The sequence below is a fragment of the Robbsia andropogonis genome, assembly GCF_034047095.1.
GTDB classification, from domain to species: domain Bacteria; phylum Pseudomonadota; class Gammaproteobacteria; order Burkholderiales; family Burkholderiaceae; genus Robbsia; species Robbsia andropogonis.
In genome coordinates, this window is sequence record NZ_CP139166.1 from 412,704 (window position 1) to 438,000 (window position 25,297).

18 protein-coding genes and 7 pseudogenes are annotated in these 25,297 nt (G+C 56.8%); 9 read left to right on the forward strand and 16 right to left on the reverse strand.

The annotated features are described in order from the left end of the window. Nucleotides 1-357: 357 nt before the first annotated feature. From SJQ66_RS06950 to SJQ66_RS29605, 5 genes and pseudogenes are all read right to left on the reverse strand, one after another. Nucleotides 358-714 (reverse strand): helix-turn-helix domain-containing protein, encoded by a 357-nt coding sequence (locus SJQ66_RS06950; protein WP_320534121.1) that lies wholly within the window; start codon nucleotides 712-714, stop codon nucleotides 358-360. A 14-nt stretch (nucleotides 715-728) separates the two neighbouring features. Further along, the gene (locus SJQ66_RS06955; protein ID WP_046154197.1) at nucleotides 729-1,022 is read right to left on the reverse strand and encodes a type II toxin-antitoxin system HigB family toxin; all 294 of its coding nucleotides are present in this window, start codon (nucleotides 1,020-1,022) and stop codon (nucleotides 729-731) included. Between the two features lie 674 nt (nucleotides 1,023-1,696). Continuing rightward, nucleotides 1,697-1,919, reverse strand: a pseudogene (locus SJQ66_RS29865) (IS6 family transposase); the annotation flags it as partial. Then, nucleotides 1,918-2,238 (reverse strand): annotated as a pseudogene (locus SJQ66_RS29600) (integrase core domain-containing protein); the annotation flags it as partial. The pseudogenes SJQ66_RS29865 and SJQ66_RS29600, both read right to left, overlap by 2 nt. Further along, nucleotides 2,230-2,406: pseudogene (locus tag SJQ66_RS29605) on the reverse strand (DDE-type integrase/transposase/recombinase); the annotation flags it as partial. The pseudogenes SJQ66_RS29600 and SJQ66_RS29605, both read right to left, overlap by 9 nt. Nucleotides 2,407-3,107: 701 nt before the next feature. Between SJQ66_RS29605 and SJQ66_RS06965 the strand changes: the two are divergent. The 5 genes and pseudogenes from SJQ66_RS06965 to SJQ66_RS06980 all read left to right on the forward strand — a co-directional run. Further along, a complete protein-coding gene (locus SJQ66_RS06965) occupies nucleotides 3,108-3,776 on the forward strand; it encodes an integrase core domain-containing protein (protein WP_320534177.1) in 669 nt (222 codons plus the stop codon). After that, nucleotides 3,775-3,997 (forward strand): annotated as a pseudogene (locus SJQ66_RS29870) (IS6 family transposase); the annotation flags it as partial. The gene SJQ66_RS06965 and the pseudogene SJQ66_RS29870, both read left to right, overlap by 2 nt. A 409-nt stretch (nucleotides 3,998-4,406) precedes the next feature. Further along, the gene (locus tag SJQ66_RS06970; RefSeq protein ID WP_320534123.1) at nucleotides 4,407-4,691 is read left to right on the forward strand and encodes a transposase; all 285 of its coding nucleotides are present in this window, start codon (nucleotides 4,407-4,409) and stop codon (nucleotides 4,689-4,691) included. Between the two features lie 48 nt (nucleotides 4,692-4,739). Continuing rightward, nucleotides 4,740-4,916, forward strand: a pseudogene (locus tag SJQ66_RS06975) (transposase); the annotation flags it as partial. Between the two features lie 28 nt (nucleotides 4,917-4,944). Beyond that, nucleotides 4,945-5,241: pseudogene (locus SJQ66_RS06980) on the forward strand (integrase core domain-containing protein); the annotation flags it as partial. A gap of 19 nt (nucleotides 5,242-5,260) precedes the next feature. Here SJQ66_RS06980 and SJQ66_RS06985 read toward each other — a convergent pair. The 4 genes from SJQ66_RS06985 to SJQ66_RS07000 all read right to left on the reverse strand — a co-directional run bounded on the left by SJQ66_RS06985 (nucleotide 5,261) and on the right by SJQ66_RS07000 (nucleotide 10,203). Beyond that, nucleotides 5,261-6,289 carry a hypothetical protein gene (locus SJQ66_RS06985; RefSeq protein ID WP_320534124.1) on the reverse strand — a complete coding sequence of 343 codons (1,029 nt, stop codon included), beginning with the start codon at nucleotides 6,287-6,289 and terminating at the stop codon, nucleotides 5,261-5,263. A gap of 101 nt (nucleotides 6,290-6,390) precedes the next feature. Next, on the reverse strand, nucleotides 6,391-7,566 hold the full coding sequence (locus SJQ66_RS06990) for a porin (protein ID WP_024903362.1): 1,176 nt from the start codon (nucleotides 7,564-7,566) through the stop codon (nucleotides 6,391-6,393). 82 nt (nucleotides 7,567-7,648) lie between these two features. Beyond that, a complete protein-coding gene (locus tag SJQ66_RS06995; RefSeq protein WP_201779140.1) occupies nucleotides 7,649-8,926 on the reverse strand; it encodes an enolase C-terminal domain-like protein in 1,278 nt (425 codons plus the stop codon). Between the two features lie 20 nt (nucleotides 8,927-8,946). After that, nucleotides 8,947-10,203, reverse strand: a complete 1,257-nt coding sequence (locus SJQ66_RS07000; RefSeq protein WP_024903360.1) for an MFS transporter — start codon at nucleotides 10,201-10,203, stop codon at nucleotides 8,947-8,949. Between the two features lie 483 nt (nucleotides 10,204-10,686). Here SJQ66_RS07000 and SJQ66_RS07005 point away from each other — a divergent pair, with 483 nt between their 5' ends. Beyond that, on the forward strand, nucleotides 10,687-10,848 hold the full coding sequence (locus SJQ66_RS07005) for a hypothetical protein (RefSeq protein ID WP_157685007.1): 162 nt from the start codon (nucleotides 10,687-10,689) through the stop codon (nucleotides 10,846-10,848). 182 nt (nucleotides 10,849-11,030) lie between these two features. Here SJQ66_RS07005 and SJQ66_RS07010 read toward each other — a convergent pair whose 3' ends face one another. Next, a complete protein-coding gene (locus SJQ66_RS07010) occupies nucleotides 11,031-11,921 on the reverse strand; it encodes an SDR family oxidoreductase (RefSeq protein WP_024903359.1) in 891 nt (296 codons plus the stop codon). Between the two features lie 98 nt (nucleotides 11,922-12,019). On the opposite strand from SJQ66_RS07010, the gene SJQ66_RS07015 reads away from it, so the two are divergent. Continuing rightward, the gene (locus SJQ66_RS07015; protein WP_320534125.1) at nucleotides 12,020-12,898 is read left to right on the forward strand and encodes a helix-turn-helix transcriptional regulator; all 879 of its coding nucleotides are present in this window, start codon (nucleotides 12,020-12,022) and stop codon (nucleotides 12,896-12,898) included. Nucleotides 12,899-13,356: 458 nt separating this feature from the next. Here SJQ66_RS07015 and SJQ66_RS29610 read toward each other — a convergent pair whose 3' ends face one another. Both SJQ66_RS29610 and SJQ66_RS29615 read right to left on the reverse strand, forming a co-directional pair. Next, complete coding sequence (locus SJQ66_RS29610) at nucleotides 13,357-13,866, reverse strand: DapH/DapD/GlmU-related protein (protein ID WP_366520204.1); 510 nt, start codon at nucleotides 13,864-13,866, stop codon at nucleotides 13,357-13,359. 12 nt (nucleotides 13,867-13,878) lie between these two features. Further along, a pseudogene (locus tag SJQ66_RS29615) lies at nucleotides 13,879-14,256 on the reverse strand (tetrahydrodipicolinate N-succinyltransferase N-terminal domain-containing protein); the annotation flags it as partial. Between the two features lie 602 nt (nucleotides 14,257-14,858). Between SJQ66_RS29615 and SJQ66_RS07025 the strand changes: the two are divergent. Then, nucleotides 14,859-15,914: a methyl-accepting chemotaxis protein gene (locus SJQ66_RS07025; RefSeq protein ID WP_024903356.1), complete on the forward strand. Its 1,056-nt coding sequence runs from the start codon at nucleotides 14,859-14,861 to the stop codon at nucleotides 15,912-15,914. A gap of 183 nt (nucleotides 15,915-16,097) precedes the next feature. On the opposite strand, the gene SJQ66_RS07030 is transcribed toward SJQ66_RS07025, so the two are convergent. Continuing rightward, entirely contained in the window at nucleotides 16,098-17,057 is a 960-nt protein-coding gene (locus SJQ66_RS07030; protein ID WP_236693526.1) for an alpha/beta hydrolase, read from the reverse strand. Between the two features lie 554 nt (nucleotides 17,058-17,611). Between SJQ66_RS07030 and SJQ66_RS07035 the strand changes: the two genes are divergently transcribed. Continuing rightward, nucleotides 17,612-18,577: a stealth family protein gene (locus SJQ66_RS07035; RefSeq protein WP_320534127.1), complete on the forward strand. Its 966-nt coding sequence runs from the start codon at nucleotides 17,612-17,614 to the stop codon at nucleotides 18,575-18,577. Between the two features lie 105 nt (nucleotides 18,578-18,682). On the opposite strand, the gene tssA is transcribed toward SJQ66_RS07035, so the two are convergent. From tssA to SJQ66_RS07050, 3 genes are read right to left on the reverse strand one after another with little or no spacing between them, the layout of a single operon-like run. Next, nucleotides 18,683-20,032, reverse strand: coding sequence for a type VI secretion system protein TssA (gene tssA, locus SJQ66_RS07040; RefSeq protein ID WP_320534128.1), 1,350 nt, complete (start codon nucleotides 20,030-20,032; stop codon nucleotides 18,683-18,685). 17 nt (nucleotides 20,033-20,049) lie between these two features. Continuing rightward, nucleotides 20,050-24,357 carry a type VI secretion protein IcmF/TssM N-terminal domain-containing protein gene (locus SJQ66_RS07045; protein ID WP_320534129.1) on the reverse strand — a complete coding sequence of 1,436 codons (4,308 nt, stop codon included), beginning with the start codon at nucleotides 24,355-24,357 and terminating at the stop codon, nucleotides 20,050-20,052. Next, nucleotides 24,347-25,294, reverse strand: a complete 948-nt coding sequence (locus tag SJQ66_RS07050) for a DotU family type IV/VI secretion system protein (RefSeq protein WP_081764907.1) — start codon at nucleotides 25,292-25,294, stop codon at nucleotides 24,347-24,349. The genes SJQ66_RS07045 and SJQ66_RS07050 overlap by 11 nt, the downstream gene beginning before the upstream one ends. Nucleotides 25,295-25,297 lie beyond the last annotated feature (3 nt).

Consider the following 25,297-nt stretch of genomic DNA (forward strand, 5'->3'; position numbering starts at 1 on the left):
TCATAGCGGGTTTTGCATTCTTGCTTATTCTTTCGGTTGTGGGAATTCAAAAAATCATAATTGGTGGCAACTCAAGTTATCAGATGTGCGTGTTCAGGTTTTTGTACCTTAGCATTGACGCCTAAGAAACGAGTAAAGTGCGTACTATCCGTCAACAAATCGTGCACAAAAAAGCGGAGACGTCGCTGCCGACCCGTAGTTCGCGTTTTCTCTGTCAATGGAAGGCCGAGTCGGAAGGCGATTATTGTAAAGCCGCATAAGCCCAAAATTACCGCGCCAAACGCAAACAACTTGCACATGAGCCGACTACACCAGGCCGGTCGTTAATTCAACTTTCGGGTCACTCACAATCGTTTCCTAGGCGATGAGTACCTCGGCGGGGATCTTCAATTCGTGGCGCAAACGGCGAATCATGGCTAAGCTCAGGTTACGCTTCCGATTCAGAACCTCGTAGACGCGATTCAAGTTACCGACATACGGTTGCATGTCGCGGGCCGTGAGGCCAGCCTGCTCCATACGAAACTTGATCGCCTCGATAGGATCGGGCAGGTCGAGCGGGAAATGCTCCGCTTCGTATTTTTCAAGCAGCGTAGCGAGAATTTCAAGTTGATCTCCGGCCGGTGTACCTAGTGCTGGGTCGGCATCGACCAAGCTTGAAACAATCTGCAATGCCTCATGGTAGTCGTGAGTGTTATGGATTGGGCGGATTTCCATTATCGTTACGCCACTTAAACGGTTTCAGCATTGATCTTGTCGTACTCGCCGTGCGTACCAATAAATGTTATGTATACGACGCCGATGCGGTAAGCGATCGCGACGATCAGCTGGTAGTCGTTTCCCTTGATGTTGAATACAACACGATTTCGACCGACAAAAATTGCGCTCGCGTATCTGGCCTTGATGTACTGAGGGGTTATCCATACCGCTTTAACGGCTTCTTCATACAATGCAAGCACAGACTGCGGCGTGGCCGGGTGCTTGTCACAGAACGCCAACAGGCTTTTCCTCGCAATGACTCTCATTGCCAAAGTGCAGTCCCGTATTGTGACTAACGTAAGTACCTTGTTATAGCGGTGCCATCAAGGAAGGGATTTTTTCGTGTGCCAACCACTCGAACGATGCTTTCGGATGTCTCTGCGCGCCCCCAGTTGTCGCCGTATAAGTTTCGGGCCACGCTTTTTGGGAGCCGAATCCTCGAGTCCGGCGCTCTCCCGTTGGCGACGCCATGTCCTCAGGGACGATGAATAGACGCCCTCGCTACGCAGCAACGCGCCGATTTCAACGGGCATCGAGCAACGATCCGCCGCTTCCAGGATGCGCTACTTATCGGCTGGCGAGAAGCGGCGGCGCTGCGCTCGCGGGACGACCTCCGAATGGAGGCTGTTCGGGTCATCACTGGAAAACGTCGGTCCTTTGGAACCAGACGACTTGAGGGCGTCGGCCATGACGCGCTCGTGGGTAGGATTGACAGGCGTAGGGTACCTCGTTGCTCACTAATCTAATAGCAAGAGGTGACGCAGGTCATATTGGCACGTAGGGATACGGCACGACCATGTTCGGCATCGTCGCGTGGGCGAAGCGGCCGGGTAAGCTTGACACGTGAAACCGTCATCTATTTACTGCGGCCATCGCTTCCCACCTTGGCATTGTCACGTTAATAAGCATAGTCTGAAAAACCGGTTGTTAGTGATGCTGCTCAGAACGAGCACGGATTTTGACCGTCGCACGTAAACTGCCGCCACGATTCGAAGCGAATGGTAAGCAAACTGCTGTTCGGCCGTGCCCAGCAGGTGTCGGTTCGGAGCAAAATGCTGTCGAATCGAACCGAAGCTCGATAGGAAACGCTGGGCTCGTCGCCGATCCCTGAAGCCGCCCATGCGGCGCTCCCACTCTCGGCTCGGAGTGACCTCCCCCCGGTTAACCGAGCACATTGGCCTGGAGGTTTCCGGCTTCTAGGTGTGCAAGTGGGAACTCGCACGGCGTCAGGTTGTCCAGTGAACTATGTGGCCTGAATTCGTTGTAATACTGTCGCCACTGCTCGATCTTGTCCCGCACATCGTCCAACGACATGAACCAATGCACGTTCAGGCATTCATCCCGGAAGCTTCCATCGAACGACTCGATAAACGGATAATCCGTCGGTTTGCCCGGGCGTGAGAAGTCCAACATTACGCCGTTTTTATATGCCCAGTGATACAAGGCATGCGAGATAAATTCACTTCCGATATCTACCTGTATTGGCATTTCCCGCTTGGCGTTGATCGCTTTCAAAGCGGTGAGGTTCGATCCGCTCTTATCGATCGTCACGGTCTCGGGGTCGCCGTTTAGCGCGATTGCTCTCTCGAAATAAACCTGCGCGGCAGCCTTGTTCCAGCGGGCTCGTAGCAGAAGATCAACCGTGTTGCCGTTCAATTACGCTAAACAGCACCGCGCCGTAGCGCCGTAATTCACCTCAACTGTCTAATACCCGCTTTCCCGAATGGGCGTGTTCCGATGCCCGTTCAGTCGGGGAGAAAGTAGCGCTTACCCTATTGCCAAAGCACCTTCGCCGAGGCAACAGAACCCCTTGACTCCCTCAGTTGCAGTCGATACACGCTGCTGCGCCCCCTCCGTCACCACGCGAAGCTGATCCAGCGTAGCCTGCGTCGCCACCTGAAGAGGAGTCGCCAATATTGGCACTGGCACCAGCATATGAAGATTGAGTAAAGATCGCGCTAGTCAACGCGATCAGCAAGCAGCAGAAAACGTTCTTTTTCATCGTTTTTCCCCTATTTAAGCTTCCGTACAAGCTACTTGAGCTAGCGTTTTACAGTACCAAAGCATCATACGGCTGCAGTACAATCAGTTGCGGTGCACCACGATAAGTCAGAGCAAATTGAATAATATTCAAAGCAGCGAAAAGATGTAGCAAGATGCGAAGGTTCTGGCGCGATAAGGCGGTTTGGTATTCTGACGCATGCGAGCGAACAATCCGATCGATAAAGCAAAACCTGACGCCGGCGATGTCGAAAGTGTTTAAACGGCTCCACTATCCGCTGGACGTGATGTTGTTATGCGTGCATTGGTAGGTTGCGTATCCGTTGAGTTTGCGCCACCTCGAAGAGAGGATGGTAGAGCCTGGTATTGCGGTCAACCCCATCCGACCGTTCATCGCTGGGCGCACAGACTGTTGCCGCTACTGGAAAAACCGTTCCGGCTGTGTAAACGCACGGTCGGCAGAAGTTGGAGGATGGGCGAGACGTGCGCTCGATGCGTGGCAATATCTCTACCGTGCTGCCGACAAAGCCGGCAACACGGTTGATTTTCTGCTACGAGCACGCTGGGGCAAAGCTGCCGCGCAGGCATATTTCGATAGGGCAATCGCGCTAAACGGCGACCCCGAGACAGTGACGATCGATAAGAGCGGATCGAACCTCACCGCTTTGAAAGCGATCAACGCCAAGCGGGAAATGCCAATACAGGTAGATATCGGAAGTGAATTTATCTCGCATGCCTTGTATCACTGGGCATATAAAAACGGCGTAATGTTGGACTTCTCACGCCCGGGCAAACCGACGGATTATCCGTTTATCGAGTCGTTCGATGGAAGCTTCCGGGATGAATGCCTGAACGTGCATTGGTTCATGTCGTTGGACGATGTGCGGGACAAGATCGAGCAGTGGCGACAGTATTACAACGAATTCAGGCCACATAGTTCACTGGACAACCTGACGCCGTGCGAGTTCCCACTTGCACACCTAGAAGCCGGAAACCTCCAGGCCAATGTGCTCGGTTAACCGGGGGGAGGTCACTCCGAGCCGAGAGTGGGAGCGCCGCATGGGCGGCTTCAGGGATCGGCGACGAGCCCAGCGTTTCCTATCGAGCTTCGGTTCGATTCGACAGCATTTTGCTCCGAACCGACACCTGCTGGGCACGGCCGAACAGCAGTTTGCTTACCATTCGCTTCGAATCGTGGCGGCAGTTTACGTGCGACGGTCAAAATCCGTGCTCGTTCTGAGCAGCATCACTAACAACCGGTTTTTCAGACTATGCTTATTAACGTGACAATGCCAAGGTGGGAAGCGATGGCCGCAGTAAATAGATGACGGTTTCACGTGTCAAGCTTACCCGGCCGCTTCGCCCACGCGACGATGCCGAACATGGTCGTGCCGTATCCCTACGTGCCAATATGACCTGCGTCACCTCTTGCTGTTAAATTAGTGAGCGACGAGGGGTATCTTATGCCTGTCAATCATACCCACGAGCGCGTCATGGCCGAAGCCCCCAAGTCGCCTGATTCCAAAGGACCGACGTTGTCCAGTGATGACACAAGCAGCGTCCATTCGGAGGTCGTCCCGCGAGCGCAGCGCCGCCGCTTCTCGCCAGCCGATAAGTAGCGCATCCTGGAAGCGGCGGATCGGTGCTCGATGCCTGGTGAAATCGGCGCATTGATGCGTCGCGAGGGCGTCTATTCATTGTCCTTGAGGACATGGCGTCGCCAACGGGAGAGCCCCGGACTTGAGGCTTTGGCTCCCAAAAAAAATGGCCCTAAGCCCTATGAGGCGCGTATTGAAGCGCGTCAGCTCGCTCAAGTAACCCGTGAACGTGACCGTTTACAAGCACGCTTGAACAAAGCCTTGCTGGTGATCGATGTCCAAAAAAAACTGGCTGCCTTGCTGGTGACTCCGATCGAATACACCGAGAAATCGTAATGGCGGCCGTGGCGCAACTCACACCGGCGCTCGGCGTGGCCGCTGCATGATGAGAATAAGAACGGCCTTCTACGGCAATACTTCCCAAAAGGCGCCAACCTATCCCGATGGAGCGCGAACGAAATTCAAACCGTGGTTAACGCACTGAATACTCGGCCGCGCAAAACACTAGGCTGGAAAACACCTGCGGAAGCGCTGGACGAATACCTAAAGTCCGCTCAATAATCGAGTGTTGCGGCGACCGGTTGAATCTACTCAATATGCAAGCGGCCTGTACCAAGCACTTTTGCGACGTCACAAATTTATCTGCAGCATGAGCCGCAAGGGAAATTGTTGGGATAATGCGGTTGCCGAACGCTTCTTCTTAAATCTGAAAATGGAGCGCGTATGGCAGCGCGACTACACGAATCATGCTGAGGCCAGGAATGACATTGCGTCGTACATCGTCGGTTTTTACAACACTAGGCGCTTACGCTCGGCCTTCGGAAATCGATCGCCGGTTCTGTACGAACGCATTGCAGCTGTAAAAGAACCTATCGTAGTGTCCTAAATTAGTTGACCACGACAGTTTACGCTGAATGTTCGAGGGAAAAATAATAATCGAGACGCAAGGGTCGACTAGGTGAGAAGGCAACAGCGGTAGCGACGCCACGAGCATTGATCGGATTGGATACGCACGCTGCGCGGCTACCCAGGTCGAATGCGCTGGCCACGGGCTCCACGCCAAGGCATACATTACGCCCATTCCACGGGCCATATTTCCTTCCCCGGTTGCTTATCCATAAAAGGACCGAAGGGAGTAACGCAGCATCCCATGTAAGCAAATAAGTCGCGCATGTCTGCTCGTCAACTAGTTTTATCCGGCCATCTACCCCACATAGTTGAACGATCTCCTCGGTATCGTGCGCAAAAGGGTAGCGGTTGAACGCTTCCGTGCTTCCGTCGCGCAGTGGTACCTGTTCCAGCGTGTTGAATAAGCGGCCAGGCATGGCGCGCGATATGCCGGGCTCTGGCCCTCCCGGGTGCGTCATGCCAAAGCGAAACGCGCCAGGTTCGACTCGGAACGCTCCAGGCGCAGCCGGCAGCGCCAGAATGGGATGCAGCCCGATTGGCAGCCTGGCCTCGCGCCTTGCTTCGATTACAACGGTGAAGTGGATCGACGGGGCGCCAGGCAGAACACGTACCGTGCGGATAAGACGGATTATGGGCGAGTCTTGGGGGTAGCGGGTTTCAAGTGAAACCGTCGTGTCGTTAATAAGTACGGGGTGCCAATCGGCGACGCAGCCGTACCCGTGTGAGAACGGATCGTTGTAATCGAGCCCATCCAGGCTATCTGGCGAATCTGTGAGCGATGCCTGCCAGCTCGTCTCAAGGATTTCAGGTGCGGCTGACATGCCAAATGGCACGCATGGAAATTCACCGCGCAGGTGAGCGAGTAACCCGCCAGCATCGGGTGCGATTTCGTCAAGCCACGGTGCCTCATAGAATGGACGAACCCACCCATGGCCGTGCCTTAGCGCAACGCTGCCCAGCATTGCACCGCGGGAATGCACGAGCAACTCGCCATGAGACCATTTTAGTTGCCAGTGTTTTGTCAATTTTGTCCTCGCTTACGGAACAAATTTAAGAAGACAGCAAATGCGTCAAAACGCCCCGCTCATATCTGCGTGGTGGTGCGGTGCGCGTTGCCATCATCCACTCAGAAAGCGCTCTTGATGCCAAACATTGTCACAAACTGACGTCCGTTCGACGAAGGCGTCGCGTTTTGTGAATCTCCCACGCTCGCCGTGGCCGCAACGATTGCTCCTGCGGCGTTGAGGGTCTGGCCGCCACCGAACTGGTAGGTCTCGAGCAGATAAAGCGTTGTACGTTTGGACAAGTTGTAGTTCTGGGAGAGCGCAATCTGGTGATAACGTGCCGCATCCGTGATCCCGTTCGCGCTGCTGGCGCGGGTGTAGCTGTAACCCACCATGAGGAGCGTCTCGGGAGAGAGTGTGTAGCTCGCGATCGCGCCATACGTGTTGAAAACGGCCGTATCGCGGAACAGCGATGCGCTGCCAGGCTTGAAACGCACATTGCTGTAATTCAACCCCACCATCCAGTTCTCAGCCGTGTAACGAGCCAGCATTGCCGCATACTGGACCGATGCGGCCGATGTGTAGCCAGTGTTCAATGACGATATGCCAAAGCTCGATGCAGAAGCGGCATTCCAGCTCGGCGAGCCGGCAACGTTTCTTAATTGCTGGTAGGCGACGGCAAAGCCGGCCGGGCCGTGGTCGTAATGCAAACCTGCACTGAATGCGCTACCGTTCGTAAGAGATCCTGGTTGTCCGCCCAGCGCGTACATTAGTCCGCCTTGGAGTTCCGACCATTTAGGAGACATGTACTTGACAGAGTTGTTGTATCGGATCCCCGTGTCGAAACCATCGATATCCCCAGGGTGGGCTCCTGTAGCGCCTGTAAGGCCATTGAGCGGCGTATAAGGCCCGATCACATCCCAGTAGACCGGATACTGCCTGCCAACGGTGACCGTGCCGGAAGCGGTATTTGCCAATCCCATGTACGCCTGGCGCTGGAATGCCATGTTCGAACCATTGGCAACGCCTGTATTAAGGTTAAAACCCTGTTCAAGGCGGAAGATCGCAGAGTAGCCACCGCCTAGATTTTCGGTCCCCATCAGTCCCCAACGGTTGCCCGCATACACCCCGGCATTGAGATAGATGTTTTTCGAACCGTTCTGATTGCTGACGTAAGCAAGGCCGTCGTCAACGACGCCATAGAGGGTGATATTCGACTGTGCATGCGTGGCGCTCACGAAGCTCAAAGCTGAAACGACAACAAGTCCGTTTGAAAAGAGATGTTGGGTTAGTTTCATGATTTCGCTTTATTTGATCTATTTTTGAGATAAATTGGACCATCGGAGAAATCGCTACTTGTCAACATGGTGGAAAAATTTATTAAAAATGCGGACGAGAACGTTGTAGGTAATCGGGCTGATACTTTGTCATTTCTGCTCCATCGTCGCGATGAGTGATACCGCACCTCATGTATTGCGCGTGCAACTGGGCTAGCGCATCCTGATCGATAGTGACGCCGAGGCCGGGAGAATTTGTGACGGATACCTTGCCGTCCACGATCGGAATTTTTCCACCGGCGATGATCTCCTCTTCCTGCCACGGATAATGCGTGTCGCAGTCGTAGTTGATTTGCGGGATGGCCGCGCCGAGATGGGTCATTGCCATCAAGCTGATGCCCAGGTGCGAATTTGAATGCATTGAGAGGCCAATGCCGTGTAGCTCACACATGCGTGCAAGAAGCTGTGTGTCACGCAATCCGCCCCAATAGTGATGATCGGAGAGGATCACCTGAACGCCGTTGAGCGTGAGGTTGCGCCGGAATGCATTGAAGTCACATACGACCATGTTTGTCGCGAGAAGCAGACCGGTATCGCGGTGCAGCGTTGACATGTCTTCAAGTGTTGGCGCGGGGTCCTCGAAATACTCGAGAATATTTCCCAGTTCGGCGCCAAGTCGATGCGCGGTTGCGAGTGACCAGTTCCCGTTCGGATCGATGCGTAAAGGGTAGCCGGGAAATGCGGCGTGCAGGGCACGTAGCGTTTCAGCTTCACGTTCAACTGGAAGCGCCCCCGCCTTCAGTTTGATGCTGCGGAAACCGTATTGATCGATCATCCGGCGAGCCTGTGCCACCACTTGTGCGGGTTCGAGCGCGGCGCCCCACGAGTCCGGCTCGTAAGGGCAATCCGCATGCTGCGCATATTTGAAGAAAAGATAAGCGGAGTACGGTACTTCACGACGGACCGCGCCACCTAGCAGTTCACATAGTGGAATGCCAAGATGCCGGGCATGGGCGTCGAGAAAAGCCACTTCGAATGCCCCATAGAGCTTTGCTACCGCGCGGGCCGGATCGCTGCCGGGAGGTGGGCGCTTAGGATCGGGATAGCCCTGCAGCGCCGCATCGGCAACCTTTTGAGCGAGCGCTCGCAGTCCGTTCAGATCCGTAACGGCGTGGCCGTGCAAACGCGCGGCCATCTGTTCCAGCATTTGTACGAACGGCAGATCGCCGTAGGTTTCACCCAAGCCGATCGCACCGCCGCGGGTTTCGATTTCGATAATCGAGCGAAGGGCGAACGGCTCGTGAATCCCGGCGGCGTTAAGCAGCGGGGGGTCCTTAAAAGCGATTGGCGTAACTTTGATGGATGCGATTTGCAACATCATTGATCTCCGGATGAGTGTGCTTAGTAGCGACCGGATCGGTCAGTTTTTTTTAACAGCAGCCACAGGATCAGCATGCCGCCCAAGTCGAAAAGTCCGAGTACAAAAAAGAATGGGGTATAGCCGACTGATGTGACGAGTCCTCCCATCAACAAGAGGAATGCAGTCGAGCCAACGCCACCGACGGTACCCGCCATACCCGTTGCCGTACCCACTTCATTGCGCGAGAACAAATCGGTCGACAGAGAGATGACCGTGGTTGAAATAAGTTGATGACAGAAACCACCTACGCAGAACGCAGCCGCGACGAGATAAGGGCTGGCCAGGAAGCCAATCGTGCTCATGCAGGGCATGATTAATGCGCCGACGGTAACCGCGATGCGCTTGGAATCAATGACGTCCACCTTGAACCAACGCATGGCCAGTCTGCCAATCACACCGCCGGCAATGGCACCGAAGTCAGCGGCGAGAAACGGTAGCCACGCGAGCATCGCCATCTGTTTCATGTCCAAGTGATGAACCTTGACCATGAAAAGTGGCAGGAAAAAAGTCATGGTCGCCCATGCCGGGTCTGCAAGAAACCGCGCGAGTGCCATCGCCCAGAAGTTTCGGCTGTTCAGGATTATCCGGAAGCTGGCCTTGCGCTCGGCAGGGGCCTCGCGAGCAGCGTCTTCGCGCAGCAACGCCAGTTCATCGGGTGTCACAAAACGATTGTGCTGCGGATCGTTATAAAAGAAACACCAAATTAACGCCCATGCCAGGCCCACAGCGCCCGACAGGTAGAACGCATATCGCCAGTCATAGCGGAGGATTGCCCACACGATAAGAGGCGGGGCGATCATCGCGCCAAGAGATGTACCGATATTGAATATGCCAGCGGCGATTCCTCTTTCTCGCGCGGGGAACCAGTTACTGACTGTCTTCATGCCTGCGGAAATCATGCACGATTCGGTAACTCCCATGCCCGCCCGTCCCGCAAGCAGCGCGTTCCATGAACCCGCGAGCCCGTGGCTCATATTCACAAGCGACCAGGCAATGGCAAAAATCGCGAGACCCACTTTTAGCCCGATCACGTCTAGCAAGTAACCCGTGAACATCTGAGTGCCGGCGTAAGCGAATTGAAATGCGCTGACTGCATATCCGTACTGCTCGGTTGTCACATGCAGATCCTTCATAAACGAAGGGGCGGCGACGCTAAACGAAAATCTCGACAGGTAATTGGCTATCGTGCCAAGCATGACGAGGGAGATCATCCACCACCTGAGGCCTTTGACTTTCACTGCTTCTGTCTCCGTGCATGTTTTTCTACGAGCCAAGAAACGCGGTTCGACTCGGGAGGCTGTACGTTGGGAAGCTGGAGAAACGAGCATCACCTTGTTGAGCCGTGACGTCAGTCATGGTATCACTTAGTTTTACTATAGGCTGTGGTTGTCGTATTAAGGCTAACCCTAAATAATGGCTTGTATTATGAATTTATTTTGCAAAAAGTATGTTGTTCCTTTTCACGAATGACCTTATTTTCAACTGGTACGACAACTTATCTATAGGGGATTTTTATAGGACTAGAAAACGTCGTACCAAATTAAGTTGGTTTCGCTCATGCAAGACAACACGCCGCCATTGCCATGCCGATATCCTTCCTGGTGTTTGTTTAGCGTTGTCACGTTCGTGTCACAGAAATGAAGTTAGCCTCTGGACGAATTGGCAACGAATAGCAGGCGAGGCGATGACGGGGAAACGCGAAAGCGTACAAAGCGCTGCTAATGAATGGCTATGATGATCAAGCCGACATTGCACTTGCCTTCTGCAGCGGCGAAGAGATAATGTATGACTACCGCAATTGCGCGCAGCAGTGCTGCATGCTCCACGACCATTTCAGCGGGCTGGGCTGGAAAGTGCCCGATATGCTCGCGCATCTGGAATAGCGACGACGGCTTTTATAATGTTTTTCTCCGACGAGGCTTAGATGGCCGAGCGTGACCGTGTAATTGGCAAAGCAGCAGGGACGGCGGTACAAGATTGTGAATCGTGCTTGCTTACCAACCCGGTTTCTGGAGCGCGATTGACAGGGAAGACGTCATGCGACGCTAACTGAAAGTAGCGACGTTTATATGCTGTACCGCGCTTCTTCGAGATCTGCAATCAGTGTTGGTCCTGTCGGGTGCCAATTCAACCGCGCTTGTGTCCATGCGCTCGAAGCGGGCATATCCATCCCGACAAACATTCCCATCCATCCGAAATGCGATGAGGCTTCCTCCGGGGCAATCGACGCGGTCGGTAATTCGAGGCCTCTACCCAGCGCTTCGGCGATTTCGCGACTGGTGATGCCTTCTTCGCCGACCGCGTGATAACGTGCGCCCGGTTCAGCTGCCTCCACGGCCAGTCGGTAAAGACGCGCGACGTCGGATAGGTGGCCAGCTGGCCAGCGGTTGCTTCCGGCACCCACATAGGCGACAACGCCTTTTTCACGCGCCACGTCGATAAGCGGGGAAATAAGGCCTTGCTTGAAAGGATTGTGAACTTGCGGTAGCCGTACCACTGATACGTTGATACCCTCTTGCAGCAGTGCCTGTCCCGTCAGCTCGGAGACAATACGTGGATTGGGGTGACCGGGATTGAAGACGTCTTCGGTCGCGGGTTCGCCGTGCTGGCCGCTGCCCATGCCGGTCCCTGACGTGATGATCAGCGGTCTATCGGAACCCGCGAGTGCGGCGCCGAGGGCGGTGATCGCACGCCTGTCCTTTTCGCAATTCTCGGCGAACCGGCTGAAATCGTGGTCGAACGCCACGTGAATAATGCCGTCTGCCTTTGCGGCCCCGCTGCGCAAGCTTTCCGGCTCCTCGAGCGTGCCGCGATGCGGCTCGGCTCCCGCGTCGATGAGCGCTCGCGCGCCCGCGTCCGAGCGCGTCAAACCAATCACCTGATGACCGGCCTGAATGAGTTCGGGGACGAGTGCCGAACCGATGAAACCAGTTGCCCCTGTGAGGAAAATCCGCATGGTGAAGCCTCCTTGGTCGTCAGGCGTCTACTATCCGATTGTTTGCTATCCCGTTAAAGTAGTGATTTCATCATAGTAAAGTGACTAACAGGTTCACTATGCCAATCAACACCCCCGACTCGCTTGGCGCTTTTCTGAGAAACCGCCGTACGCGCCTTGATCCTAAGAGCCTTGGATTGACTGGGCGCAGGCGAACGCCCGGGCTTCGCCGTGAAGAAGTTGCTCAGCGCGCGAATATCAGCCCGACGTGGTACACATGGCTTGAGCAGGGGCGGGGCGGCGCACCTTCGGGGGAAGTGCTGGATCGGATCTCCGGTGCCCTTATGCTGACGCTTGCCGAGCGCGAGCATCTTTTCATGCTAGGGCTTGGGCGACCACCCGAGGTGCGGTACAACCCTGTTAGTACTGTCAATCCCAGGTTGCAGCGGCTGCTCGATTCGTTTGACGCCAGCCCGGCGATCATCAAGACTGCTACCTGGGATGTCGTAGCCTGGAACCGTGCTGCTGCGGTGGTGCTGACGGATTACGGGACCTTGCCGCCCGGTCAGCGCAATATTCTTCAATTCTTGTTCCGCAATCCCGCCGTTCGCGCGAAGCAGCACGACTGGGAGAGCGTTGCCCGTGTCGTGGTCGGTGCCTTCAGAGCAGATGTGGCTCGCGCCGGTCTCGCGTCCGAGGTCGGCAAGCTGGTTGCGGAATTGCGCGGCCTGAGCGCGGAGTTTGACGCACTATGGCAGGGCAACGAGATACTTAACCAGAGCGAAGGAGACAGCATCAAGCGACTTCAGCATCCCACGCTGGGGCAGGTCGAATTGGAGTACTCGGCATTTTCCGTTGACGGTAGACCGGACCTGGGCTTGATTGTCTATACGCCGCTCGACAATGGAGTTGCCCAACGAATCAGGGCGCTCGCCGCGTTACATCGACGTGACCTTGTAACCTACGATATTGCCGAAAATAGCATCTCAGTTGAATGATTTCGACACGGTTCAGGGCCGTCGAGTAACCTTCAGCTTGTTTTCCTGAAGTTTGTGACCCGACGACCGTTGTCCGACCAAATTCAGCTGCTCGCAGTAGCATTGTCAACGGCTGCGGTGGTTGCGTAGAGTATCTTTGCCAACGCCTCTCCTTCCACCTAGCAGCCTTTTAAGGAACGAACGGTGAATAGCGGATGATCCGCGATTAGCGGAACTCCGTGTGGCGCCGCTCGATACCCATAAAACGGCGCTTGTGCTTGGGTATTAGAATCGGTTCGAAGCTGGCATTGCAGTCTCGTGCAATCTGTAAATGCAGAAGGCCATCGGATGCATCTTCTTGGCACTGTGCCCGTTGCAAGCTTCTCAGCCCCGGGCTATTAGATTTGATGTGATGTACTTCCAGGCTTTGTCGTGGGTGTCTGACATCAAACCATCAAAAAGAACGGCGCACCTGACATTCAGTCGTTGCTGTGCAGGTTCACGTTCAGCCCTCCCCATTGCGCGGCATTCGTTGGAAATGCCTCGACTGTCCCCGTTTGGCTATTTCGACGGAACAAGAGCCCTGGTCGGCCAGACAACTGTTTTGCCGCGACTACGCTACCATCTGGCATCTTGACCTTTGTACCGGCGGTGACGTATAGACCCGCTTCGACGATACATTCGTCACCGAGTGAAATACCGATACCGGCATTCGCTCCAAGCAGGCTTCGCTCGCCAACTGCATTTTTAGTTTTTCCGCCTCCTGACAAGGTCCCCATGATGGAGGCGCCAGCGCCGATATCCGCGTTTTTTCCGATGACTACGCCTGGCGTTACACGACCTTCAACCATGGATTCTCCAAGCGTACCCGCGTTGAAATTGACGAAGCCTTCATGCATGACAGTCGTACCGATCGCCAAGTGTGCTCCGAGCCTCACGCGGTCTGCGTCGGCAATCCGCACGCCATCAGGTACGACATAATCTGTCATCCGAGGGAATTTATCGACGGATGTGACAGTGAGGTGGTGGTATTCTGCGGCGACCCGCGTGCGTAATTCGCCTACAGCGCTTGGAAGTACGGGCCCAGCCGATGTCCATGCGACGTTTGGCAACAACGCAAAGATTCCATCGAGGTTGACTTCGTTAGGTTTGACAGATCTTTCGGAGAGCAGGTGCAAGCGTAAGTAGGCGTCTTCCGTAGAAACTGGCGGCGCGTCAAGGGATTCAATCACGACGGTGGCTATATCGCTTGAGATCAACCCGACCTTCTCGGCAAGACAACCTCGACGCTGTTCGATCCCAAAGGGTGGAAACCAGACGTCGATGGTTCTGCTGGTTTTCGCATCTTTATAGCGGTGGCCCTTTCGTTGAATAACCATGAAGACTCCGTTCTTATGCCAAATGGGTAGGAACTGTTAAAGTCCAAACGCCGGATTGGGTGATCATAACCCGAACGTGTTTTAGGGAAGATGGCTGACTAGCTTAGCTCATTGATTCTTGTGCTAGTGCCATGGTTGCTTTGTGCGTTGCTGTCTGGGTTTCCCAATCTGTAATTCTTTCCGATAATTCTCAATCGACGGATGCGCCAGATGTGACAATTTCCAACAGATTAGTGCATGTAAAACGCAAAATTAGAAGTACATCTGCCAAAAAACGACCTTTTGCATCATTTCACTTGACCGGGTAATTCTTTCCGATAATTCTAAGCAAGGCGAATCTTTTTCGGTTTGGGTCAGTCACGAAACGGCAGTAGCGGGTTGCCGTTTCGCAAACGCGGTTTTCGTAACAGCGCAATGCACTCAACTCAGGCGCGGTTGGATGCCCGACGCAGTTGCCGTCAGGCCACGCCATACGCCCCTTTTCCCGAAAGCACTTTCGCGCTGTACTCAAATGTTCAACAGACAGTCCGTTAATTTGAGTAGTACTGCAGGACAAGTAGCACATCGCAGCTGGTGGAACGAGAAAATTCTAAAAATAGACCATGGCCACAATATCAAGAAATGACGCTCAATCACCGAAAGGTACTGTTATCGCGGAGTTGACGACGGCAGTTCGCAGGATATCGAGGAACAAGATCGACGAAATCGATCTGATCAATCGCGAGGCGACCTATCTTGCGATCAATGCCCTGATCGAGGCGGCACGCGCAGGGGAAGCTGGCCGCGGCTTTGCAGTCGTGGCGAACCAGGTGAAAGACGTTTCCCGCCGGATCGGGCAGCTCACCGGCGAGTTGGGCGCTGAACTCTCGACAATCAGTGAAGCGATGGTCGCGGAACTGGAGCGACAGCAGGTTCAGCGCCTCACCGATCTTGCACTGAACATGATCGACGTGATTGATCGTAATCTTTACGAGCGCTCATGCGACGTCCGTTGGTGGGCGACCGATGCGGCGATCGTTGATGGAGTGGTGAAGGGCGCTGATGCTGCTGCTTATGCGTCCAAGCGGATGTCGGTGATACTCGATAGCTATACAGTGTATCTCGACATCTGGATGCTAGACCTTGAAGGCCGAGTTCTCGCGAATGGGCGTCCAGCAAAGTTTCCGGTCGCGGGAGTGGTCAATGCCAAGGGCCTGGAGTGGTTCGAAGCCGCGCTGCGTACTCGCTCGGGCGAAGAATATGCCACCGCCAACGTGGACGTGGTCGCAGGCCTGGACGGAGCACAAGCGGCGACATACGCGACCTCGATTAGGGAAGGGGGGGCAAGCAACGGTAAGATCACTGGTGTCCTTGCGGTTTTTTTCGATTGGACGAAGCAGGCATCGGCGGTGCTTGATAACGTGCGGTTGAATAACGAGGAACGCGCCCGCACAAGGTGCATGATTGTCGATGCCACCGGCCGTATCATTGCCGACTCGATACAGACGGTTCAGGATGCGAAGCGATATGCATTACAAGTTCGGAGTACGAATACGGGTGGCTATCGCACAGCCGAAGGGGCGTTCGTGGGATATGCACTGACGCCTGGTTATGAAAGCTATCGGGGAATGGGGTGGTTCGGGGTGATCGAGCAAAGGCCACATTCTGTTGATGGGTGATTTGTGTTGCCCATACGGCTCGCGATGGAGCCGCATCATCACAGCATCAGTCATTGAACTGATAAATTCGGGCGAGCATGTATGACGTGCCTGGTTGTCAGGCGCGGTTTCATGGCGAGTATGTCTCGTCTGAATCGGGGGATGCACCAGATCTCTGCAAACTAGCGGTTTGCGTCGCGCCGCTTAGTTCGCAAGGATGCCAATCGTATGCAACCACACGTCAGCCTGTGCAGGCCATCCCGTGATTGGCAGTGCTGTTCGTCGCAGCCCGAACGCATGGCCACCTTGCGCGTATAAATGCATTTCGGCCGGCACGTGTACCTTCGACAGCGCAATATAATAAGTCAGCGACTGCTGCACGCCATCCACATAGTCGTCTTCTGCTTGCGCCAAAAACGTTGGAGGCGTCTGACTGGACACGGGGATATTCGCGTTGAGCGTGCCATCGGCATTTGCCAGGTGTCCAGGATAGATTGGCATGGCGAAATCCGGCCGTGCACTTTCATCGTCGGCGTCATCCACCTTTGGATATAACTGGCGGTCGAATAGTGTGCTGATTTCCGCCACGAGATAGCCGCCCGCCGAGAACCCCAGGACGCCGATCTTGTGCGGATCGATATGCCACTGCTCTGCATGATAGCGCACCATCCTCATCGTCCGCTGCAGGTCCTGCAACGATGGTGCCGATATCGATCGATTTTGCAGGCGACAATCACATTGCCAAACATAAGGCGCGCTGGGAACGCGATACTTCAGTAGCACACATGTAATACCTTTTACTGTGAGCCAATCACAGACCTCGGTGCCCTCCAGATCAATGGCAAGGGCTTGGAATCCTCCTCCAGGAATCACGACGACCGCTGCTCCCGTTGCGTTTCCTTTCGGCGGATAAACAGAGATCGTTGGGTTCGTCACGTTGGTAACCTCGGTATAGGGCTTGCGCCCTATGTCTCGTGCACTGATTGAAACGTCTTCAGGACCCGGTGTGGGCTGTGCACCGGGCACGGCTCCAGGCCATACTGCAATTTCCGCAATCCCCTTAGCTGCCTGCCATATCATCGGCTTGGCTTGCACGCTTTCTCCTATCACCAGCAGTCCCAAGGCGATGCTCACTTGTTTCATGAAACGCCATTTCTGCAGCATATACATTCCTCTTCAATAACGTATTTCGGTGAAGCCGAACGATCTGTTGGATTTGATGTTGCGCGGTGTCGAGCTTGGATTTTTCATCACTTTATGCAATTGAAGCCTGAAGAGAGATACATAAGCTCCGATGCGAACGAGACAAAATATCGCCTCTTCGCAAAGGAATGGCAAACGACATTAAATTGCGCTTGAGTAAAGAAAATGTTGTGACGTTATGAAGATACGTCCTTATCTCTCCACTTCATTCACCGCCAGTATCTGCGTGATGCCAGTCGAGCCGCGATCATCCGCGCGATCGTCCGGCGTAAATTCTTGAATGACTCGTAGCCAGGACACCCTGTCGCATTCGGCCCGGATAACGCGCCGTGCTGTCATGTCGACACGATGAATCAATGTCTCGACGACCCGACTGCAACGGCGTGCGTTCCATTGGACATTGCTTCGTGCGTTCGCACGGCCGTTACCCGGGCTATCTTATATTTCGCAGTGATCGCTTGCTTTCAGGGAACGCGGCGCCTTGGTTTTTGCGCCCATATGGATTTCAACCAATTATGCCGAAAATAGATATTGTCTATTTGTGGGTAGATGGACGCGACGCTGCCTGGCAGCATAAACGACATGATGCGTTTCTTGCGCAGCAAACGGCGATGCCATCCGATACGACGCATCATGCGCCTTATGGAAACGTCGCTGGCCGATATCGCGACAACGGCGAGCTTCGGTACAATTTGCGAGCGCTGTCACGTTTCTTCCCTGATCATGGAAACATTTTTATCGTCACGGATTGTCAGGTACCGCATTGGTTATTGCCTGCCCGAGATATCTTCGTGGTCGATCACGCGACGTTAATACCTGCGGGTCGGTTGCCGGTCTTCGATTCCGGCAATATTGAATCGTATGTTCATCGAATACCGGGCCTGTCGGAGCAGTTTATCTACTTGAACGACGATGTTTTCTTCGGGGCGCCCGTCATGCCTCGGGACTGGTTCGATCCTTTCCCGGCGCTTCCGTGCGACCTGGCCCGGATCAATGATGGCATGACGTTGCAGCCCGAGCACCTCGCACCTGTAAATGGCGCGATCATGGCCGGGCAATGGCTGAAATCTCGCTATAGTGACTATGTTCAGGACGCGCGTTTATTCGCGCATGCGCCGCGCGCCTTGTGCCGATCAATTCTCTATGACTTCGAAGTCATCGCGCGAGATGTATTTGATGCAGTGCGCGCCACCACATTCAGGGACTGGCGCGTGCCGCCCGTAATCACTGAGTTGTTGCCGCGTTGGATGTGCCACATTGGCCTTGGTCATCGCATTGAACGAGACACGCTCTACATCAGTTCCGGCGATATTGATGCGGAGCGGTCTTGGCAAATATTATGCGCCCGCTTTGGCGACTTGCCATTCTTCTGCATCAATGACACTTGCGACAATGCACCGGACAATGACCCCCGTCTGACACGCGTTGCGGACGTGTTACAGCATGTACTGCCAACGCCCTCGCTTTACGAGCGGCATTGACCGTAGGGTATCGGGTCTCGTCTGACCCGTCACCGATGTTGCTGTTCCGCGGCCGAGGCGATGCGTGCGTTTGCGGTATAGGTATGGTGGGTAGCCGAGACGTCGCTATAGTTTCACCCCAACCGCGGCGAAATAGCGCTGCATGTCGCCGTCTTCCTGCGAGATATCCTGCATCAGTTCCAGTAGCGACATATTGCCCCATGAGGCGCCGCGCATCAGCAGATAGGGTGTGGGACTGTGCGGCTCCCGTTCGATGAGATAGTTGGCAAGCGCTTCGATCAATTGGTAGGCGTGTCGCCGGTCGTGAACGATGACCGGCCCGGAGGGCGTATGCAACATGACCGACGTCGGTGCCATCGCCTCCGAGCTTTGCTCGGGTGGCGCTGTGCCCGTGTCGGCGTACCCCGTGGGGTCGGGGATGGCATGGAACCGCTCCGCATCAATCGGCGCCAAGTGTGTTGACATGGCCGTCGCCAGTGGATGACCCTCGGCATCTGTAAATGTGTCCGCGTCGCCGTCTTTGCCGGTCCCAACGCGCTGACTTACCGGGGCAACGACGTGTGGGGCACCTTCCGGTATGCGACCTGCAATCAGGCTGATGGCCGCGCGTTGCAGCCCCGACAACGCCACCGCGACCCGCTCGAAACTTGGCGTATCCTGCCCCGCGGCCAGGTCAAGCTTGCCGATCATGCTCGGCAACAACGCCAGCGCCACACCGCAGGACGCGCGCAGTCGTTCCAGCCGAAGCAGCACCTCGCCTCGCGCGAAATCGATCAAGGCTTCACGGCGAAGCGGCGGTGGTCCGTCATCGGGGTCACTGCCGTCATCATGCTCGATGTGGCCGTCGTCGTCGAAGTCGATGTCACGTACGGGTTGGCGTGGTCGGTTCGGCGGGGTCATCAGCAGACGTTGCCAATCGTCCAGCGTTATCACGCGCTCCTCCATTTCCAGCAACGGAAGATAGCGCGTCACGGAAGCGGCCAAGGTGTCGCGTAACCACGTGAACACGCCGAGGCGCGCGTCCAGTTCTCCCTCTCTGATCGACGGATGACCATGAGCCCAATCCTGCTCGATCATGGCCTCGAAAAGCATCAGTCCCGCGCAGACGCCATCGATGCCATGATAGCGGGACCAGGCTTCGCTAAGCCAGCCGGCCAATTGAAAATCCCTTGATTCGGTCCGCAGCGCAGCTTCGCACAATGCGATCACCCGTGGCCAGTCGGCGCGTTTCAACGGTCGGGTCCATTCCCGGCGTGGCAATGTCGGATCGTCCTCCTCGCGCGCCACGCGGATGGTCTGGTATGTCTGTGAGTAGCGAAGCGACGCACCACCGGATCCCTGTGCTGCCTGTTGTGCTTCAGGCAATGGCTGACACACGCCGGCAAGAGTGGCCGCCAGCGGCGCGGGAAGCGTGTAATCGGGTGTCGACGGCAACGCGGTGGCGTGATCGCTCATGATGTTTTCGTTGATTATCAATCGACGCGCGCGCCATGCCAGCTCGGTGCCTGGCGGGGAAAGACACCGGGCCAGGGCAACGTATTCTGCTTCGCGGCCGGGGTGATCTGTATTTGCACGAACACCGTGGCCTGACGCCGTGCCGCGTTACGAGCAATGGCATCCGACGGCGCGGGCGTCTTGCGCGTATTGGGGGCGACCGGTTGTGGCGCCGCGCCCATCGGGAACGATAGCTGCAGCGTGACGGCGCGCGGCGTGTCGCCCAGGCCCGGCTCGGCCACGCGTAGCGTCTGGATCATCGTCATCAGTGCCCACGGATCGGAAAATCGATAGCGAATCGTGCGACCGTCCGTGTCCATCGCCATTTGCGCGTCATCGGGCTGGGCGATGAAGAGGGCGTTTTTCGCGATCCGCAGCGCCAGCGTCAGTGGCATTCCCGGCGTCCAGCGCACGGGATGCGGCGTTTCGCTTGCGTGTACTATCTGTGTGCCCGACTGCAAAGACCAATCGATGATCTGATTGCCTTCGCTTTCTTCATCGCGATTCGTGCGGAACGACAGGTGCAGATCGTAGCCAGGGATATCGCCCGGCGCCGTGCCGTCGACCCCGTCGGTGGGATTGGCCTCCGCCGTATGCGGCAGCAGCGGCGACAGGAATCGCCTCACGGCTTCCATCTGCAATGTGAAACGCCTGACTGCCGGGCCGCCGTTGTCGGTATCCACGGCTCCTGCGGTTTGCCGTGCCAGCAGGGCGGAGGCGGCGTCTCGCCACCGCGCCATCACTTCTGCTACTTGTCCCAGGTCGGCAGGCTTCGTCCCCAGCGCGCCAAACGGTGCCATGCCTGCCACTTGCTGGTTGAACGTTGTCGCGAATGCCTCCCATTGCTTGCGGTTCGATTGCGCCTGCTGTTGCGTGCATCGGTTTGACAATTGCAGCCACAGGCGCTGATAGATCTCGGAAAAGTAGTCGCCGTCTAGCGTGGGTACGCTGCCTTCCAGGCGATCCATGCAGTTACTGCCGCGAGCAGAGGGCGGACCGGCGGGGGCGGCGACCGCGGCACCCCCGCCTGGGGCACCGGCGAAGCGCATCAAAAACTGCTCGATGCCCAATAGCGAGCTGTTTGGATTTTTCAACTTATAGCGTCCGATATCCCGCGTGATGGCTTGCCAGCGAACGGCGGTCGGCGATACGGCATCCGCCGGCGTCAATGCCGCCAGATAAATTTCCGCCTGCTGCCCCAAGGCTTGTGCGCGAGCCGATTGCTGTCCGAGATAGGCGGCAAGACCCGCGGCATCGCGTACGCCAAACGTATACATCAGAATGGTCTGTGCCGAAACGCCCTCTTGCGGGGGGGCGATCCGCGATGCCGCGTACAGTTCGGAGGCGGTGAGGGCCGTGTCCACGGTCCGCAGATGTTGTAGCGCGTCGCTGGACACCATGGCGCGAACCGCATCGGCTTGCGGTCGCGCGCTGAGTGCATCGAGGAAACCGGCAATATGCAGCAGGCGTGGCAAGGCGGCCTGGAATGCCGTTGCGTCGGCGTCGTTCCCCGGTGCGATCGGGGTAGCGCTGGCGGCACCCGCCAGTTGGTCCATCGCGCTGGCTGCAAACTGCGCGTCTATCGCCGTTTGCAACGCGGGGAGGATGTTCGGGGCGATATGCGCCAGCCCCTCTGTGAGATAGCGTTTGCGGAGATCGGCCAATGCGATGATCTGGTCGAGTTGCGTTTCGTCCCATGTCAGTACGGTGCCGGGTGCTTCAGTCGGCAGGGTTCGGCCTTGCGATGGCTGCATGAACGGTTGGTTGATCAAATTCGTCAACGCCTCACGCAATGCGGCACGCTCGGGCGACAGGGCAAATCGATTCTCCTTGGCCTGCCAGCGTACACCGCTGTCGGGCGCGTCAAAGTGCTGCGCCGTGATTGCGCGGAATGCCGATAATGCCGTCTGCGTATCGGCGCGCATCCGCTCCGAGGCCTCTTGCCCAAGCAATGCGTTGTGGGCGACATGGGCCACCAATCGATCGTAGCCGCTGCCAAGCGATGGACCATCAGGCCGTATCCACGCGCCGCCGCCGCTGGCGACCAGATCGCTCTCTTCCTGAATGCCCACGACGATCTGCGCGTAACGTTGCAGCAATGCCGTTGACGACGTACCGGCACCGCGGAGCATGATGCCATTCAGACCATCGCTCACCACGCGATCCGCTTGCAGCAGTGGATTGTCGTCGAATAGACGCTTGTCCAGGCGCGCATTGCCTTTGTCCAGCGTGCACCGCACGGCGGCGCGCATCACTGGTACGTCAGTGCCGAGCAGCGTATCGATTTCCGTGGCGTGTTGATAAAAATATGGCAGACTCCGCGTGATTTCCCCCTGCGGCTGCACGCCCAGTGTGTAGCCGATGACGATGCGCAGATCCTCGGGACGCGAGGTACTTGCGCGCCGCAGCCGCTGCAACGCGTCCAATGCCGCCTTCAGTTGATCGACCGATGCGACATAGCTTTGCAATGCCGTCATTTCCGGCTGATTGTCGACGTTGAGGCCGATGTGTCTGCCCAGAGCATTGTTCGGGATGACCGGCGGACGGCAATCGGCGCCAATCACCAACTGTCCCGTACTCGGATCACGGTCGGTGCCGGTCAGCGCGGCGACCCGCGCCATGAATTCGCGCCGCACCAGCGTCACGGCGGCTTCTCCGAACGTCCGCTCGAACGCGTCCCCTACCCGATGCTGTAGATCATCGAAGAGCGGCCAGGCGCCGGGCATGAAAATGTACGCCGCTGTCACCGGCGTGAAACGTTCATTCAGGCGCAGCAGCGTCAATGCGCCGTGGCGCTCGCCGTCCGTTGACAGCGGCGTGCCATCCTGCGGCATTGCGGCGGGCATCATGCCGTTTCGGTGCAGCTGCCTCAGCGCCTCGACCCATTGCGCGCCTCGCCCGTGCAACTGAGCGCCGGCGAAAACAATGCCTGCGCCCCAGGTCACCAGCAACGCCAATGTACCCCAGCGCAGGCCGCGCCGTAGCGCCGGGTGGCGCAACTGCTGCGTCCGCGACGGCCGTGTCAGCCCGCGCTCCTCGAAAATCTTGCGCTCGAATAAATCGCGCAGGAAGGCCGGCTGCAGTGACAACTGCCCTAGCAGGTCCTGACGTGTTGCGGCGCGCGCGACCGCGTCATCGACCGTTGCGCTGGGCGCGGCAGGCGCCTCGTCGGTTTTCGCGGCATCGGTGTTGCCAAGTGGTACCGTGAATGTCGGTTCCCGCCAGTCTGCCTCGACCTGCGGGGCGGTGCTTGCCTGTCGGCGAGCGTCGTCATCAAGCGCCGCCGCCCGCGCCAAGGATTCGCTGCAGTCGCCGGTCAGATACAGACCACGTAGCAGAAAAGGTTCATGATAGGCGCTGGGCCGCATCAGTTCGTCGGTGTAAAGCCGAACCTGCCCGCGCATGGCGTCGATGCGGGCAGGCAGCATGCAGATCGCATTCGCCTGTTCCGGGGAGACGTCCAGTGCCAGCGCCTCGGCGCTGATATCCGAGACGGTATGCAGGATGCCATCGAAAGCGGTATCGATGCGATCTGTCTGGTATTGGCTGTCAAGATCATACGGGGAGGACCATCCCAGCATGCTCGCGCGCATGCCATCCGGTAGTGCGCGCGCGAAAGTGGCGAGGCCGGGCACGTGCTCGCATTCGCAGATCACCAGATAGACCGCGAAGCGCATGGCAAAACGATTCTGCGCGAGCCACAGGCGACGGTGAGCAAGCTTCGCACGGCGTGTCACTTCAAGACGGGCATCGACGGAGTCGTCGAGCAGCAGTGCGGCGGGAAGCGTGAGCACCAGTGAGTCGAATGGACGCTGCGGGCGGTAGGTCCGGCACATTCCCAGGAACGCATCCCATGGTTTTTCGGTGCGATCGTCGTCGGGCGAACCGAGATAGGCACCTTGGATGTCGATGACGATGCCGCGATCGAAGAACGCCCAGGTAATGCCCTGCGTCGATGCTGCCGACGCCGCCTCCGTGCCAAGCATGCTGGAGACCCCTGATTGCGCGACCGGCAGGCGCGTGGCATCTTCGCCTTCGTTCAGCACCAGGACCCAGGGAATGGTGTAACGTTCGTTGCGCGCCGCGATATTCGCTTCGATCAGGGCGACTGCTTCACGGAACGACGCCCGCAACGATTCCTGGCGCAACGTCACGGTACGTGGCGGTTTTTGCCCGGTCTTGCCGGCGTTTCCCTTCATGGCGAAATACAAGATGCCACCGAGCCCGGCGAGCATGGCAAGCGCCAGAAGCGACAGCACAATAAGGAAAAGGCCGTTACTCAGCATGGGACGTCCAACCAGATGGGGAAGGGGCGCCGGCGTCGATGGCAACATTGCCGGAGGTCTGGCTGAAGTGGCCGCGCAACGCATCGCGCACCGGCCAGGTGGTGGTCAGCCAGACCATTTCCGAGAGCGCGAGCAGCACCGCGGCGGCGATCAGGACGCACAGCAGCCAACGGCTCATTGGTGGCAGTTTCCGCGGCGCATGATGCGAGAGCGTATACGCGTAAGTGGCGTCGTCGAGCACACGGTCGCGGCCGCCGAGATCGGGACGCCGTTGAAAAATAAACTGGAACAATGCTTGGCGGTAAGCGGGCAGGCGGGTGTCGATGCCCTCCTGTGCGTCCTGCTGCGGGGGGCGTGGCGTGCTGCTATCGCCATGCACCACGTTGCCGACATCGGTGCCGGGTTTGGTGGCGCCGAGCCGATGCCGCCCTTCGAAGCCCATGGCAAGCGCTAGCAGATACAGCCGCGCCATTTTGCGACGCGACGGCTCGCGATCCGCAAGTAAGGCGTCAATGCGTTGGAAGATAAGATCTCCCGCGATGTTCGACCGATACAGTGACGACTCCAGCAGAAAGCCGGTCCATTCGTCCCGACCGATCCATGGAATGGTCAGCAAGAGTTCATCGGCCAGTGCCACCTTTAGATATTGAGCGTCGGCGACATTGTCGAGTTCGAGTCGGCTGACGTCATGTTCGATCTGCGCGGTCTGTAGTTCGATGAAGCGCAGCAAGTGGCGGTTTACCGTCTGGGCCGCCAGCACGGGGTCGGTCTCGCGCGACTCGGACGTGCGTTGTGGCGTGCGCAAGACCTCGTCCATGAAGGCGCGGAACTGTTCGCTCATCAGGTCGTCATCGTTTTTCATGCGGGCGCGGGCCGGTGAAGTCTCGGTGATGCTATTGAGCGGCGGGATCTGCCTGAGGAACAGGTGCGAAATCATGAT